Origin of the sequence: Paraburkholderia sp. UCT70 (genome assembly GCF_050434085.1) — a bacterium.
GTDB classification, from domain to species: Bacteria; Pseudomonadota; Gammaproteobacteria; order Burkholderiales; family Burkholderiaceae; genus Paraburkholderia; species Paraburkholderia tuberum.
In genome coordinates this window covers 419,279-434,515 of sequence record NZ_JBNPVZ010000002.1, presented here as the reverse complement: position 1 = coordinate 434,515, position 15,237 = coordinate 419,279, and the positions used below count along the sequence as shown (strand labels likewise).

The window sequence follows — 15,237 nt, the reverse complement described above, 5'->3', positions numbered from 1 at the left end:
GTTCGAGCCTGGTGCCCCCGCTCAGTGTTGCTGCGATTTCCGGTAGGCCATCACACCCGCTACCGTATAGAAACTGCCGAAAACCACGATTCTATCATTCTCTGACGCACGTTTTAGCGCGTCCTGGAAAGCCTGCGCCGGCGTCGCATAACGCGTGACGCTGCTGTCGGCGCCGTCTTCCACGCCCAGCTCGCGCAACACGGTTTCCAGTTCTTGCGCGGACGCGGCGCGCGGGGTCGGCAGATCGGTCACGCACCAGTGATCGATCTCGCCTTTCAGATGACTTAGCACGCCGGCGATGTCCTTGTCGCGCATCGCGCCGAACACCGCGTACGTGTACGGGAAAAAGCCCATGTTGCCGAGGTTCTGCCCGAGCACCGCGGCGGCATGCGGATTGTGGCCGACGTCGAGCACGATGGACGGCTTGCCCGGCAGTACCTGGAAACGACCCGGAAGATCCACGTTGGCGATGCCGAGCCGGATGTCCTGCGCGGACACCGGCAGACGGTCGCGCAAAGCTTCGAGCCCGGCCAGCGCCGCCGACGTGTTGATCAGCTGATTCGCGCCGCGCAGCGATGGATACGCGAGCGCCGAGCGCCTCAGCGTCGGGCCGACATAGCTCCACTGCTGTCGCTCGCTGCCGGCCTGGCCTTCGTAACGGAAATCGCGGCCGAACAACCACAATTGCGCGCCGATCTTTTCCGCGTGATCGATCAACGATTGCGGCGGCACCGGGTCCGCGCAAATCGCGGGCTTGCCGGGACGGAAGATACCGGCTTTTTCGAACGCGATTTTTTCGCGCGTGTCGCCAAGATAGTCGGTGTGGTCAATATCGATGCTCGTGATGATCGCGCAGTCGGTGTCGACGATATTGACCGCGTCGAGACGGCCACCGAGGCCAACTTCGAAAATCACCGCGTCGAGGCCGTGCGACGCGAACAGGCTCATGATCGCGAGCGTCGTGAATTCGAAGTAGGTCAGCGTGACCGGTTTGGCGAGGCTCTGGCGCGCGGCCTCGACGACTTCGAAGTGCGGCAGCAGATCTGCGTCGCTTGCCATTGCCCCATTGATGCGCGCGCGCTCGTTGAACGACAGCAGATGCGGCGACGTGTGGCAGCCGACCGTATAGCCCGCGCGCAGCAGGATCGCTTCGAGAATCGCGCAGGTCGAGCCTTTGCCGTTCGTGCCGCCGACCGTGATGATCGGGCACGCAAACGATAGCTGCATCGCATCACGCACCGGGGAGATTCGGCCCAAACCCATGTCGATGCCGACCGGATGCGCGGATTCAAGGTGCGTGAGCCACGCGTCGAGAGTGGGGAATGTCGTCATCGGGTGAATCTTGAGTGAGTCGCGGTAGTTCGGTTCTGCAGTGCTGCAAAGGGTGCTGGTCAGGCGGTTGCGGTTGCGGTTGCGGTTGCGGTCGCGGGTCGAGGGTCGAGGGTCGCCAGTCATGGGCGTAGGTCGTTGCGCGGTTTATGCGCACAAACCCGCGCCTTGAGCCGCGCCAGCTTCGGCTTCGACCGCTGCCGCATCGCAGGCGACGGTAATTATCCTGGAAATGACAGCGCGCCGCTTGATTGCTCACGCGGCGCGCTATTTTTTGATTGCTTCTCTGGCTCCGCCGCGTCTTCGACAGCGCGGCGAAAGAGCGGCAAATGCAGTGCTGCCCGGCTTTTACGCGACCGCGTCCGCCGGCTGATGGCTCAACAGCGCCAGCAATTGCGCGATCTCTTCGCGCAGCTTGCGACGATCGACGATCATGTCGATCGCGCCCTTTTGCAGCAGAAACTCGGCGCGTTGGAAGCCTTCCGGCAGTTTCTCGCGCACGGTCTGTTCGATCACGCGCGGACCAGCAAAGCCGATCAGCGCCTTCGGTTCGGCGATCACGACGTCGCCGAGGAATGCGAAACTCGCAGACACGCCGCCCATCGTCGGGTCGGTCAGCACCGAGATGAATGGCAGCTTGGCTTCCGCCAGCTTCGTGAGCATAGCGGTGGTCTTTGCCATCTGCATCAACGACAGCAAGCTTTCCTGCATCCGCGCGCCGCCCGAAGCGGTGAAGCAGATGAACGGCACTTTCTGTTCGAGCGCGTTCTGCGCCCCGCGCGCGAAACGCTCGCCGACCACCGAACCCATCGAGCCGCCCATAAACGAGAACTCGAAGTTCGCCACGACGACCGGCAGCGTGTGAATCGCGCCGCCCATCACGACCATTGCGTCGGTCTCGTCGGTTTCGTCCATCGCCTCTTTAATGCGCTCAGGGTACTTGCGGCTATCTTTGAACTTCAGCGCGTCGACCGGAACGATTTCCTGGCCGATTTCGTAGCGGCCTTCCGGATCGAGCAGACCGTCGAGGCGCTCACGCGCGCCGATGCGCATGTGATGGTCGCACTTGGGGCAAACATGCAGATTGGCCTCGACGTCGTTGCGATATAGCACGGCTTCGCACGACGGGCACTTGATCCACAGGCCTTCCGGAATTCCCTTGCGGTTTTTCGGGTCGGTTTGTTTGATTTTCGGCGGCAGCAGCTTATCGAGCCAGCTCATAGGGAATCCTTCTGGGTCAGCAGTCGCGCGAACGGCGGGACGAGCCCGCCGCTCACGTTACCGCGACAAAAAATAACTGTTATCGGGCAGTCGCAACGCTATCGAGCGCCTCGCGCACCTCGGCAACGAAACGCGTGAGCGTCTCGGCAGCGGCGTCGGGCGCTGCCTGTTCGAGCAATTGAACGATACGGCTGCCGATCACGACGGCATCGGCCACCTCGCCCACCGCACGCGCCGTTTGCGCGTCGCGAATGCCGAAACCGACGCCCACCGGCAGGGGGACGCGCGACTTGATGGCCGGGATTTTACTCGCGATGCTGGAAACGTCCAGATTTGCGGCGCCGGTGACCCCTTTCAGCGACACATAGTAGACGTAGCCGCTGGCGATGCGGCCGACTTCGGCGATACGTTCGTCGGTTGAAGTCGGCGCGAGCAAAAAGATCGGATCGATCCCGGCAGATTGCATCTGTTCCGCGAAGTTTGCGCACTCTTCGGGCGGATAATCGACCACCAGCACGCCATCGACACCGGCTTCCTTCGCGGCGTTCGCGAATGCCTCGGCGCCCATTCGCTCGATCGGATTCGCATAGCCCATCAGCACGACCGGGGTTTTGTTATCGGCTTCGCGGAAGCGTTTGACGTCGGCGAGCACATGGCGTAGCGACACGCCCTTCGCGAGCGCGCGTTCAGACGACCGCTGAATGACAGGACCGTCTGCCATTGGGTCGGAAAACGGCACGCCTAGTTCGATCACATCGGCGCCGCCGACGGCGAGGGCGTGCATGAACTCGACCGTGCGAGCCGGGTCCGGGTCGCCAGCGGTCATGAACGGGATCAAGCCTTTCTTACCTTGGGCGGACAGGGCGGCAAACGTGTTCTTGATACGGGACATGGAAGTACTCTCGGAATTAGGGCTATTGCGCGCCCATTGCCGCGCGCTTTTCGGCGAACTTAGCGGCGTATCTCGCGCTTTTCACTGCACTTCGGTCGACGGCTGCACTTTTGGCCTGGCTCGGGTCCGACGGGGCGCAGCAGGCGTAGCGGCGGCGCTGACGCGCTCGCGCGCTATCGCACAATAGCTCTCGTTGATCTCATAGCCGACGAATTCGCGCTGATGACGGGCGCAAGCGACTGCGGTGGTGCCGCTGCCCATGAATGGGTCGAGCACGCGGCCGCCCTTCGGGCAGCTGGACAGTACCATCCGCTCGACGATTTCCAGAGGTTTCTGGGTTGGATGCGCAACGCGCTCGGCATGCTGCCGATGCAGACGCGATACCGACCAGACATCCTTCGGATTATAGCCAAGCTCCAACCACTTGCTTCCTTCAAACAACTTTCGCGAACGCGCCTTCTTCGTGACTGCATCGTACGGGATGCGGACGGGATCGAGATCGAAGAAGTAGTCCTTCGATACCGCGAAAAAACCGATGTTGTCGTGCACTGACGTGAAGCGGCGAGTGGTGCCGCCCATACTCGGCACGCGCCGGTCCCAGATGATTTCGTTGACCATCGTGAGTTTCGTCTTCAGGAAACTGAAGATTTCCGGCGCGTATTGCCAGGTGCAGAAAATATAGAGCGACCCTGTTGGCTTGAGCTTCGGTACAGCGAGCTCGAGCCAGCCGCGCGTCCAGACGAGAAATTCCTGGCCCGTGCGCATGTCCGAGTCGTTGCCATAGTCCTTCCCCAACCCATAAGGCGGATCACAGACGATCAGGTCGATCGACTCATCGGGAATGTTCGCTACATCGGTTAGAAAATCGCGGTTCAACAGCTGAACGCCGGCCGGCACCTGCGCCAGCAGCGGTGCGGATGCCGCGGCCGCCGGGACTTCGGCGGCCGGATTCGTGGATTCAATCGCCGGCTGCGGCTCGTCGAACTCGTCGCGCATCGTCGCGGCTCAGAACTGGATACCCGATCGCTCAGCGACCGTGTGCATGTCCTTGTCGCCGCGGCCCGACAGGTTGACCAGCAGAATCTTGTCTTTCGACAAGGTCGGCGCGAGTTTCGTAGCGTAAGCGAGGGCGTGGCTCGACTCCAGCGCCGGAATGATGCCCTCGATGCGGCAGCAATCGTGGAACGCCTTCAGGGCTTCTTCGTCGGTGATGCCTACGTATTGAGCGCGATTGCTCTCTTTTAGCCACGCGTGCTCGGGGCCGACGCCCGGGTAGTCGAGGCCTGCCGACACCGAATGCGTCTCAATGATCTGGCCGTCTTCGTCTTGCAGCAGATACGTGCGGTTACCGTGCAACACGCCGGGACTACCACCGATCAGCGATGCCGCGTGACGACCCGTTTCGATGCCGTCGCCGGCCGCTTCGACGCCGATCAACTGCACGGAACTATCGTCGATATATGGGTAAAAGATCCCCATCGCATTGGAACCGCCGCCAACACACGCGATGACGGCGTCCGGCTGACGGCCAGCGAGTTCTGGCATCTGCACGCGGCATTCGTCGCCGATCACACGCTGGAAGTCCCGCACCATCATCGGGTACGGATGCGGACCCGCAACCGTACCGATGATGTAGAACGTGTTTTCGACGTTGGTGACCCAGTCGCGCATCGCTTCGTTCAGCGCGTCCTTCAGCGTGCGCGACCCCGATTCGACCGGCACGACCGTCGCACCGAGCAGTTTCATGCGATAAACGTTCGCGGCCTGGCGGCGCACGTCCTCGGCGCCCATGTACACCACGCACTCCATACCGAAGCGCGCGCAGATTGTCGCCGTGGCCACGCCGTGCTGACCGGCGCCGGTTTCCGCGATCACGCGCGGCTTGCCCATGCGCTTGGCGAGCAGCGCCTGGCCGATCACGTTGTTGATCTTGTGCGCGCCGGTGTGATTCAGGTCTTCACGCTTCAGATAAACCTGCGCGCCGCCGAGCAATTCGCTCCAGCGCTGGGCGTGATAAATCGGGGACGGGCGACCCACGAAATACTTCAATTCGCGCTCGTACTCGGCGACGAACTCCGGGTCTTTCTGATATTTCTCGTACGCTTCACGCAACTCGTTGAGTGCGGAAAACAGCGTTTCGGCGACGAACACACCACCAAATTGGCCGAAGTGGCCTCTTTCGTCAGGCAAGTTGTACATGGTGATCACTCTTCTCAGGATGGCTCGCGGCTTTCATCGGAAAGCGCCCGCGAGCCTGAATCATTCAGCGTCCGCAGCGCGCACTGCGCGTACGAACGCCGCCATCCGGGCGTGATCCTTCACACCCCGGGCGCCCGCTACTTCGATGCCGCTCGAGACATCGACCGCGTACGGGCGCACGCGATGGATCGCATCACTGACGTTTTGCGCGTTCAACCCACCACTCAAAACGGCCCGATGCGCGAGCTCTGCTGGAATAAGTGACCAATCGAAAACCTTCCCACCGCCGCCGTAGCCTTCGACATGGGTGTCGAACAGAAGACCACTGGCTGCTGAATAGTTGAACGCCGATTCTACCAAATCGGCCGGCCGAGTATCCGCCGCAACACGCAACGCGCGCAACCAAGGCAAACCCGCAACGCCGGCGAGCACCTCGCACCGCTCAGGCGTCTCGTCGCCGTGGAACTGCAACAGCGTCAGGTTCACGTTGCTCGCGACTTCGTGAACCCATTCCGGCGTCGCGTTGACGAACAGACCGACGACCGACACGAACGGCGGCACCTCATGCACGAGTTCGACCGCTTGCGCGACGCTCACCGAGCGCGGGCTCGGCGGATAGAACACGAGGCCGATCGCGTCGGCGCCGAGGTCGATCGCATTTGCAATGTCGACGGGTTTCGATAGTCCGCACAGCTTGATGCGCGTGCGATGTGGCACGCCTTGCAAGGCGGTGGCGTCGGTCTGAATGGCGGGGTTCTCTGCTGCTTTCATGTTTCCGGTTGTTCGGTCCATACGCTGCTCCACGGCACGCTGCCCGTCGCCGGGTCGGGCACGCCGAATTGCTCAGGATAGCCCACTTGCGCGAGGTACAAGCCGTCGGGCATGAAGGTCGGCGCCGCGCAATCGCGGCTACGGCTCGCGAGCACGTCGGCCATCCACGCGACCGGGCGGCGGCCGCTGCCGATTTCGATCAGACAGCCCATCATGTTGCGCACCATGTGATGCAGGAACGCGTTCGCGCGGAAGCGGAAATGCACGAAGTTACCCTGTCGTTTGACGTCGATTTGGTACAGGTGCTTGAACGGCGTCTTCGACTGGCATTGCGACGAACGAAACGCCGAAAAGTCATGCTCGCCGATCAGGTGCTCGGCGGCCGAGCGCATCACGTCGACCTCGAGTGGCATGTGCACCCAGCCGGCGCGCGTCGTGAGCATCGGCGAGCGAACTGGACTTACGTACAGCACGTAGTAATAGGTCCGCTCGAATGCCGAAAACCGCGCGTGAAAATCGTCGGGCATCGGCTTGGCCCATTGCACGCCGATCGTCTTCGGCAGAAACGCGTTCGGGCCGCGCACCCAGGAGATGTCGAGGCGATCGAGGTCGGTGTCGAAATGCACGACCTGACCCAAGCCATGCACACCGCGGTCGGTGCGGCCGGCGACCACCGTCTGCACGGGCGTGCGCATGAATTTGCGCAGCGCCCGTTCGAGCTCGTCCTGTACCGTGTTGCCATGCGGCTGCGACTGCCATCCAGTGAACGCGGCGCCGTCGTATTGCACGCCTAATGCGATGCGCTTCACGACAGCGGTGCGAGAGTCGAAAGCAACGCGCGGGCTTCGGTGCGCGTGGTTGGATCGTTTGCTTCGATCACTTCGTTGATGAGCGCGCGGGCGCCCGCCAGATCGCCGAGCTCGATGTACTCGGAGGCCAACTCGAGCTTGTTGCGCGCGATGCGGCCGAGATCGGCCGGTGTGAAGGCCGGCAATGGCTGAGCCGGGCTCGGCGGCAACTCGAGGTCGAAGTCGAGCTTCAGCGCGCCGAAGCCGGCCGCGCCGAGGCCCGCGACGGCGCCGTGGCCGGCTGTGCCGGCGGCGATCTGGTCGGCGATGTGCGGGGAGTCGTCGTCCGCGCCATGGACGCCGAAGGCCTGCTGCGCGGTCGTGTCGGGCGATGCGACCGGTTGCGTCGAAAGCGACGTGGAAGGCTCCGCTTCGCCGACGGTGGGCTCTTCGATGCGCGGCGGCAGCGGCATGTTGAGGCTGCCGAACGCGTCGACGGCGTCGCGCGGGAACTCGGTCGGTGCGGACGGCGCGGGTTCCGTCGGCACGGGGATGTCGCTGAACGGCTGACCGAACGACGTAGTGGCGCGCGGTTCGATCTGATGTTGCGTGAAATCGATCACTGGGGGTGGAACGTTCAAGGGGGACTGCGGTTCGGCCGTCGCGGTGTGCGACGCTGTCGAGGGCGGTTCCGCGGCGCTTGGGCTCGGGGTTGTCGTTGTGCCTGTCGTTTTCTCTGCGGTCGGACTTTCTGTGGGTTCCTCGTCCCATGGCAGGCGATGCGCGTTCTCGTCCTGCGTCGCGGCGCCAACCGGTTCGAGCGGTCCCAGCGGCAACGCGTCGGCGCCGAGTTCTGCCGCGGCGGCGAGATTGGCGGCCGTCGCGGCGGAGCGCAGCGTCTCGTCATGGGCGGGTGCGACCGCCGGTGGTTCGCTGGACAGTTCGCTTTGGCTGGGTAGCGGGATGCTGGCGAGTGGCGCCGTCGGTGCGGTAGGTTCGGGCGTGCCTGCTTGCTGTGCCGCCTGTTCTTCCGCGGCGCGCTCGGATGCGCTGGGTTCGGCTGCTATGCGTTCCGCTTCCGCGTGTTCGGCGGCGACGCGTGCTGCTGCTTGTTCGGCTGCTGCTTGTTCGGCTGCTGCCTGTTCGGCTGCTGCGCGTTCCGCCGCGGCGTATTCTCCGGCCGTTGCTCGCTCCGCTGCCGTCTTTTCGGCTGCTGCACTTTCCGCTGCGGCTTGCTCGACTGCTGCACGTTCGGCTGCCGCGCTTTCTGCTGCGGCTTGCTCGGCTGCTGCACGTTCCGCAGCCGCGCGTTCCGCTGCTACCCGCTCCGCTGCCGCTGCCTGTTCGACTGCCGCACGCTCCGCAGCCGCATGCTCTGCTGCTGCGGCCTGCCGTGCAACCTCCTGATCTTGCGCGTCCGATCCTTCCGTGACCGCCGCCTGCCCCGCCGCCGCGCTGCCATTGCGCGAATCGGCCTCACGCGCGGATCTCGCCATTCCTGCATCAGTTGTCTGGGCAGCCCGTGCCGCAGCCTCTTTATCGCGCTTGCGGCGACCCATGCGCAGAGCAGCGAGCAGAACGATCAGTGCCGCGCCCACGGCCGCCGCGATGCTCAAATCGCGCTGAGAGATGCCGCCCTCATTCGACGGCGACGTCGTCACATTCGCGTGCTCCGGCGCCACGGCCACGGTCGCCGCGGAACCTGCCGGTGCCGGCTGCACAGCGCTCGTCGGCGTTGGGCCTGAAGCGACGGGCGCCCCGCCGATACCGTGCTTCTGCAACTCCATCAGCACGCGGTTTTTCAGCGCCAGCAATTGCTGCAGACTCGACACCTGCGGATGCGGCTGCGAAGCCGCCTGCGCGGCCGCGGCCGCCGGTGCAGTCGCGGTCGCTGCCGACGGCGCTTGTCCGGCGGGCGCGCTCGCCGCCGGTTGAATCGATCCGGCCCATTCCCGCGTGCCACTCGTCGCCACCGGTGCCGAACCGGCCACTGGCGCGGACGAAACCGCACCGCCCGCCGCCGCGCCGGTCGATACCGCCGCGCTGGCCGCGCCGGAAACCGTGGATGCGGCTGGCGTCGTCGCTTGAGCCGCCGCGCTGGCGGCACTCGCGGCGGCGGCGTTGACCTGCGCGACTGCACTCGCCGTGCTGGCGGCAGCCGCCGCCGCGGCCGGCGCGGCAATCGGCGCGGAAGCGGGCGCAGCCGCCGTGGACTCCGACGCCCCTGCCGCGGCCCCAGTCGACGAAGCCGCCAAGGCCCCCGACGCATCGAGCGCCGGCACGATCAACACCGCTCCTACACGCATCCGACTCGGATCGTGATTCATGAACGCGGCCGGATTCGTGTCGAACAATGCGTGCGTAGCGCGCGCGAGTACCGCCCGGTCATGCGACTGCGTAATAGCGATCGCGACATCGTTCAGCGACTGCCCTGCGTGTACGGTGTACTGAGAGCCCGCAGCGACAGCAACGACAGCGGTAGTGGAACTGACAGCGGAAGCGGCATCCGGCGCGCTCGCGGCGCTAGCCGGCGCGGCAAGCGCATTGCCCGCGCCACCGCCGAGCAGCGCAAGGGCGAAAGCGGCACAAGCGGCCATCGCCGCCGGACGGCTGCTGAATCGAACCTTCTTGTGACGAATGGACATAGCCCGAAGAGCGGAGCGTCGAAAGTTCATCGGGACTCCTGGCGCGTCAGCGCGCAGCCTTTTTTGCGAGTGGAAAGAGACAAGATGATCGGAGCACACAATGAAAAAAGCGCCGCGCAAGCGCGACGCTTCTTGAGTTGTCTACGCGTCGTGAGCGCGTAGTTTACTTTACATTGTCGAGCACAATGCGAAGCATACGACGCAGCGGTTCAGCCGCGCCCCACAGCAGCTGATCGCCGACCGTGAAGGCCGACAGATACTCGCCGCCCATCGCGAGCTTGCGCACGCGGCCGACCGGCACCGTCAGCGTACCGGTGACAACCGCCGGGGACAGATCGCGCATCGACGCTTCGCGTTCGTTCGGCACAACCTTGACCCAGTCGTTGCCCGACGCGAGGATGCTGTTCACTTCGTCGAGCGGCACGTCCTTGTTCAGCTTGATCGTGAGCGCTTGCGAATGGCAGCGCATTGCGCCGATCCGCACGCACAGACCATCGACGGGAATCGAACCCGGCGTGCCCATGGCCGGCTTGCCGAGGATCTTGTTGGTTTCCGCGCCGCCCTTCCACTCTTCCTTCGACATGCCGTTGCCGAGATCCTTGTCGATCCACGGAATCAGCGAGCCCGCGAGCGGTACGCCGAAGTGGTCGGTCGGCATGCTGTCACTGTTCATCGCTTCGAGCACGCGGCGGTCGATGTCGAGAATCGACGAAGCCGGGTCCGCCAGTTCGTTCTTCACCGCGCCGTGCAGCGTGCCCATTTGCGACAACAATTCGCGCATGTTCTGCGCGCCCGCGCCGGATGCGGCCTGATAAGTCATGGCCGTCATCCAGTCGACGAGGTTTTCGCGGAACAGGCCGCCCAATGCCATCAGCATCAGGCTGACCGTGCAGTTACCGCCGATGAAATTCTTCTGGCCTTTGACGAGCGCGTTCTTGATCACGTCGAGGTTGACCGGATCGAGAATGATGACCGCGTCGTCCTTCATGCGCAGCGACGATGCCGCGTCGATCCAGTAGCCGTTCCAGCCCGCCGCGCGCAGCTTCGGGAACACTTCGTTCGTGTAGTCACCGCCCTGGCAGGAAATGATCGCGTCGCACTTCTTCAGGTCGTCGATGCTTGTCGCATCTTTGAGCCTGGTCTCGTTTTTGGCGAACGAAGGCGCGTTGCCGCCCGCGTTGCTGGTGCTGAAAAACACCGGTTCGATCAAGTCGAAATCGCCTTCCTGCTGCATACGTTGCATCAGGACGCTGCCGACCATGCCGCGCCAACCTACGAGACCTACGTTCATGACTTCATACCCTTCGAATGGAAACTTCCCCGCGTCTTTGCCCGCAGTGACCGCGCGGGGAAGATGGGCGGGCACGACGGACGATCAGCGCTTCGTGATCGTTTTCGGGGTAATGGTTTTGATGGTAATGGCGAGCTCGATCGCACGGGCCGTTGTGCCGTGCAATTTGGAAATCGAGGAGATTTGGGAGATCTGAGCCATCACAAGAATATACACGAAAACGGAAAACTGGCGGCGTTCTTCGCCGTATGACGCGCAAATCGGCCTGTTTCAAGGCCCGATTCGCGCTTTTAAAAGGCCAGTATCGTTGACCTGACTACCGCATGCCCTCGCTCTGCGAGCGCATGCGGTGCACGCGTTTTACAGCGCGGCCACGACGGCATCGCCCATCGCGACGGTGCCGACCTGCTTGCAACCCGGCGTGAGAATGTCGCCGGTGCGATATCCCTGTTCGAGCACCTTCTTCACCGCGGTTTCGATGCGATCGGCCTGCTCCGCCTTGTTCAGCGAATAGCGCAGCATCATCGCGGCCGACAGGATCGTGGCGAGCGGATTGGCAACGCCCTTGCCGGCGATATCCGGCGCGGAGCCGTGCGACGGCTCGTACAAGCCCTTGCTGTTCTTGTCGAGCGATGCCGACGGCAGCATGCCAATCGAGCCGGTCAGCATGGCCGCCTCGTCGGACAGGATGTCGCCGAACATGTTGCCGGTCACGATCACGTCGAACGACTTCGGCGCCTTCACGAGCTGCATCGCGGCGTTGTCGACGTACATGTGCGACAGTTCGACGTCCGCGTATTCCTTCGACACGTCGATCATCACGTCCTTCCAGAACTGCGACGTTTCGAGCACGTTGGCTTTATCGACCGAGGTGAGCTTCTTGCCGCGCTTTTGCGCCGCCTGGAAGGCGACGTGCGCGATGCGGCGCACTTCGGGTTCCGAATAGCGCATCGTGTCGAAGCCTTCCTGCGCGCCGGCGAACAGGCCGTCCGGCGACGTACGCACGCCGCGCGGCGCGCCGAAGTAGATGTCGCCGTTCAGTTCGCGCACGATCAGGATGTCGAGACCCGAAACGATCTCTTCCTTCAGCGACGATGCGCCCGTCAGTTGCGGGTAGCAGATCGCCGGACGAAAGTTCGCGAAAAGTTCCAGATGCTTGCGCAGACCGAGAATCGCCTGCTCAGGGCGCAGCGCGCGTTCGAGCTTGTCGTACTTCCAGTCGCCGACCGCGCCGAACAGGATCGCGTCGGCTTCCTTCGCGAGCGCGAGCGTCGAGTCCGGCAGCGGGTGGCCCTTCGCTTCGTAGCCTGCGCCGCCGACCGGCGCTTCTTCGAGTTCGAACTTCTCGCCGAGCACGTTCAGGACCTTGACGGCCTCCTTGACGATTTCGGGACCGATGCCGTCGCCCGGCAACACTGCGATCTTCATGCGAATTCCTTGATGATTTTTTCGGATCTTTCTGGCGCAAACCGACATTGGCGCGCGGACTTCACGCCCCTAACGCCCTCACGGCTTCGCTTAACGGACGAGGCGATTGTTCAGCCACGGTTGCTTCGCGAGACGCTCCGCTTCGAATTGGCGGATCTTGTCCGCGTGACGCAGCGTGAGGTCGATGTCGTCGAAACCGTTCAGCAGACAATACTTGCGGAACGCTGCGACTTCGAACGGATATTCGGTGCCGCCGTCGGCCGTGCGCACGACTTGCGCTTCGAGGTCGATCGTCAGCTCGAAGCCGTTGAACGCATACGTCTCGTTGAACAGATGATCGACCTGCTGTTCGGTCAGCACGATCGGCAGCACGCCGTTCTTGAAGCAGTTGTTGTAGAAGATGTCCGCGAAGCTCGGCGCGATCAGGGCGCGAAAGCCGTATTGCTGCAACGCCCAGGGCGCGTGTTCGCGCGAGCTGCCGCAGCCAAAATTCTTGCGCGCGAGCAGCACCGAGGCGCCCCGGTAGCGCGGCTGGTTCAGCACGAAATCCGGGTTCAGCGGACGCTTCGAGTTGTCTTGACCCGGTTCGCCGTGGTCGAGGTAGCGCCATTCGTCGAACGCATTCGGACCGAAACCCGTGCGCTTGATCGACTTCAGGAACTGCTTCGGAATGATCGCGTCCGTGTCGACGTTCTCGCGATCGAGCGGCGCCACGACGCCGGTGTGTACGATGAATTTATCCATGACGCTTGCGCCTGTTCAGGACCGGGCGATGCGACTGGCGGCTGGAACCCCCGCGCCGTATCGCCGGCAAAAATCAAAAACCGCTTATTTCTCAGCGTGATTGCTGATCGAATTGCCGAGGTGCGACATGTCCTGGCCGAATCCGTGCACCGTGTTGCAGCCGGCAAGACCGAGCAGGAGCCCGGCGAACGTGCCGAGTGCGAAGCGGCGCAATAGAGTGATGCGATTCATGTTCTTCATCATGCGATTTATCCGAGCTTGCGAATGTCGACGAAATGCCCTTCGATGGCCGCAGCCGCGGCCATTGCGGGGCTCACCAGGTGCGTGCGGCCACCAGCGCCCTGACGACCTTCGAAATTGCGGTTCGACGTGGACGCGCAACGCTCGCCCGGCTCGAGCCGGTCGGCGTTCATTGCCAGACACATCGAGCAGCCCGGCTCGCGCCATTCGAAACCGGCCTCGGTAAAGACCTTGTCGAGGCCTTCACGCTCCGCCTGCGCCTTCACGAGACCCGAACCCGGCACGACCATCGCCAGACGGATGTTCGGCGCGACGCGACGGCCGAGCTTCTTCACGACGTAAGCCGCGGCGCGAATGTCTTCGATGCGCGCGTTGGTGCACGACCCGATGAAGATTTTATCCGGCTTGATCGACTCGATCGGCGCGTTCGGCTCGAGCGCCATGTACTTGAGCGCGCGCTCCATCGCGTCGCGCTTGACCGGGTCCTTTTCGCGCTCCGGATCCGGCACGCGGCCGTCGATCGGCGTGACCATTTCCGGCGACGTGCCCCAGGTGACCTGCGGCACGATTTCGGCGGCGTTCAACTCGACCACGCGATCGAAATGCGCTCCGTCGTCCGACTTGAACTGCTTCCAGTACTCGACCGCGTGATCCCACTCGACGCCCTGCGGCGAGAACGGACGGCCTTTCAGGTATTCGACCGTGGTGTCGTCGACGGCGACCATGCCGGCGCGCGCGCCCGCTTCGATCGCCATGTTGCAGACCGTCATGCGGCCTTCCATTGTCAGCGAACGGATCGTCGAGCCGCCGAATTCGATCGCGTAGCCGGTGCCGCCCGCGGTGCCGATCTTGCCGATGATCGCGAGCACGATGTCCTTCGCGGTACAGCCGCGCGGCAATTGGCCCTCGACCTTCACGAGCATGTTCTTGCTCTTCTTCTGCAGCAGCGTTTGCGTGGCCAGCACGTGCTCGACTTCCGACGTGCCGATGCCGTGCGCGAGCGCGCCGAACGCGCCGTGCGTGGACGTGTGCGAGTCGCCGCAGACGATCGTCATACCCGGCAGCGTGGCGCCCTGTTCCGGCCCGATGATGTGAACGATGCCCTGACGCAGGTCGTTCATCTTGAACTGTGTGATGCCGAAGGCGTCGCAGTTGGCGTCGAGCGTGTCGACCTGCAGCTTCGACACCGGATCGGCGATGCCGTGGCTGCGGTCCGTGGTCGGCACGTTGTGGTCGGACACGGCCAGGTTCGCGCTGATGCGCCACACCGGACGCTGGGCGATTTTCAGGCCTTCGAACGCCTGCGGGCTGGTCACTTCATGCAGCAGGTGACGGTCGATGTAGAGAATCGCGGTGCCGTCGTCTTCCGTGTGGACCACGTGCGTGTTCCACAATTTGTCGTAGAGAGTCTGTGCCATGGTATGCGGGGTAGTAATGACTGCGGGCTGACTGTGTCGATCGATTATGCCACGCTGCGCACCGCGATGGGCTGCATAGACGGCGAAAAAACCGATAAAAAACATGGGGTTGGCTGGTAGTGTCGATACCTGTATCGGTGTTACCCGGCAAGCATCGGCGACCGGCGACGCCAATGCGCCGCATGCCCCGACCCGCGGCGGCCGCAGAAACAGAAACGCCCCAACGGTCAACCCGTTGAGGCGTTTCATTCACTCCAATTTCGCGCTTGTG

At 63.5% G+C, this 15,237-nt stretch carries 13 protein-coding genes; all 13 read right to left on the bottom strand.

Annotation, left to right across the window (positions count from 1 at the left end):
- Positions 1–21 precede the first annotated feature (21 nt).
- Positions 22–1,332 (bottom strand): bifunctional tetrahydrofolate synthase/dihydrofolate synthase, encoded by a 1,311-nt coding sequence (folC, locus tag OKW41_RS04290; RefSeq protein ID WP_429571682.1) that lies wholly within the window; start codon positions 1,330–1,332, stop codon positions 22–24.
- Between the two features lie 345 nt (positions 1,333–1,677).
- On the bottom strand, positions 1,678–2,550 hold the full coding sequence (gene accD, locus OKW41_RS04285) for an acetyl-CoA carboxylase, carboxyltransferase subunit beta (protein WP_018424130.1): 873 nt from the start codon (positions 2,548–2,550) through the stop codon (positions 1,678–1,680).
- A gap of 79 nt (positions 2,551–2,629) precedes the next feature.
- Positions 2,630–3,442, bottom strand: coding sequence for a tryptophan synthase subunit alpha (gene trpA / locus OKW41_RS04280; protein ID WP_429571681.1), 813 nt, complete (start codon positions 3,440–3,442; stop codon positions 2,630–2,632).
- An 81-nt stretch (positions 3,443–3,523) separates the two neighbouring features.
- Positions 3,524–4,438 (bottom strand): DNA-methyltransferase, encoded by a 915-nt coding sequence (locus OKW41_RS04275; RefSeq protein WP_429571680.1) that lies wholly within the window; start codon positions 4,436–4,438, stop codon positions 3,524–3,526.
- 9 nt (positions 4,439–4,447) lie between these two features.
- On the bottom strand, positions 4,448–5,641 hold the full coding sequence (gene trpB, locus OKW41_RS04270) for a tryptophan synthase subunit beta (RefSeq protein WP_429444924.1): 1,194 nt from the start codon (positions 5,639–5,641) through the stop codon (positions 4,448–4,450).
- A gap of 60 nt (positions 5,642–5,701) precedes the next feature.
- Positions 5,702–6,412 (bottom strand): phosphoribosylanthranilate isomerase, encoded by a 711-nt coding sequence (locus OKW41_RS04265; RefSeq protein WP_429446904.1) that lies wholly within the window; start codon positions 6,410–6,412, stop codon positions 5,702–5,704.
- Positions 6,409–7,221, bottom strand: coding sequence for a tRNA pseudouridine(38-40) synthase TruA (gene truA / locus OKW41_RS04260; protein WP_429444922.1), 813 nt, complete (start codon positions 7,219–7,221; stop codon positions 6,409–6,411). Before truA ends, OKW41_RS04265 begins: the two co-directional genes overlap by 4 nt.
- Entirely contained in the window at positions 7,218–9,875 is a 2,658-nt protein-coding gene (locus tag OKW41_RS04255; RefSeq protein WP_429571679.1) for a FimV/HubP family polar landmark protein, read from the bottom strand. Before OKW41_RS04255 ends, truA begins: the two co-directional genes overlap by 4 nt.
- A gap of 133 nt (positions 9,876–10,008) precedes the next feature.
- Positions 10,009–11,136 carry an aspartate-semialdehyde dehydrogenase gene (asd, locus tag OKW41_RS04250; protein ID WP_429571678.1) on the bottom strand — a complete coding sequence of 376 codons (1,128 nt, stop codon included), beginning with the start codon at positions 11,134–11,136 and terminating at the stop codon, positions 10,009–10,011.
- Positions 11,137–11,496: 360 nt separating this feature from the next.
- On the bottom strand, positions 11,497–12,564 hold the full coding sequence (gene leuB, locus OKW41_RS04245) for a 3-isopropylmalate dehydrogenase (RefSeq protein WP_429571677.1): 1,068 nt from the start codon (positions 12,562–12,564) through the stop codon (positions 11,497–11,499).
- A 90-nt stretch (positions 12,565–12,654) separates the two neighbouring features.
- On the bottom strand, positions 12,655–13,308 hold the full coding sequence (gene leuD / locus OKW41_RS04240) for a 3-isopropylmalate dehydratase small subunit (protein WP_429571676.1): 654 nt from the start codon (positions 13,306–13,308) through the stop codon (positions 12,655–12,657).
- 84 nt (positions 13,309–13,392) lie between these two features.
- A complete protein-coding gene (locus tag OKW41_RS04235) occupies positions 13,393–13,551 on the bottom strand; it encodes an entericidin A/B family lipoprotein (protein WP_018424119.1) in 159 nt (52 codons plus the stop codon).
- Between the two features lie 5 nt (positions 13,552–13,556).
- Positions 13,557–14,966 (bottom strand): 3-isopropylmalate dehydratase large subunit, encoded by a 1,410-nt coding sequence (gene leuC / locus OKW41_RS04230; RefSeq protein WP_429571675.1) that lies wholly within the window; start codon positions 14,964–14,966, stop codon positions 13,557–13,559.
- Positions 14,967–15,237 lie beyond the last annotated feature (271 nt).

Coding starts and splice junctions, on each gene's coding strand:
- folC (WP_429571682.1), bottom strand. CDS start 1,332: ATGACGACATTCCCCACTCTCGACGCGTGGCTCACGCACCTTGAATCC.
- accD (WP_018424130.1), bottom strand. CDS start 2,550: ATGAGCTGGCTCGATAAGCTGCTGCCGCCGAAAATCAAACAAACCGAC.
- trpA (WP_429571681.1), bottom strand. CDS start 3,442: ATGTCCCGTATCAAGAACACGTTTGCCGCCCTGTCCGCCCAAGGTAAG.
- OKW41_RS04275 (WP_429571680.1), bottom strand. CDS start 4,438: ATGCGCGACGAGTTCGACGAGCCGCAGCCGGCGATTGAATCCACGAAT.
- trpB (WP_429444924.1), bottom strand. CDS start 5,641: ATGTACAACTTGCCTGACGAAAGAGGCCACTTCGGCCAATTTGGTGGT.
- OKW41_RS04265 (WP_429446904.1), bottom strand. CDS start 6,412: ATGAAAGCAGCAGAGAACCCCGCCATTCAGACCGACGCCACCGCCTTG.
- OKW41_RS04255 (WP_429571679.1), bottom strand. CDS start 9,875: ATGAACTTTCGACGCTCCGCTCTTCGGGCTATGTCCATTCGTCACAAG.
- asd (WP_429571678.1), bottom strand. CDS start 11,136: ATGAACGTAGGTCTCGTAGGTTGGCGCGGCATGGTCGGCAGCGTCCTG.
- leuB (WP_429571677.1), bottom strand. CDS start 12,564: ATGAAGATCGCAGTGTTGCCGGGCGACGGCATCGGTCCCGAAATCGTC.
- leuD (WP_429571676.1), bottom strand. CDS start 13,308: ATGGATAAATTCATCGTACACACCGGCGTCGTGGCGCCGCTCGATCGC.
- OKW41_RS04235 (WP_018424119.1), bottom strand. CDS start 13,551: ATGATGAAGAACATGAATCGCATCACTCTATTGCGCCGCTTCGCACTC.
- leuC (WP_429571675.1), bottom strand. CDS start 14,966: ATGGCACAGACTCTCTACGACAAATTGTGGAACACGCACGTGGTCCAC.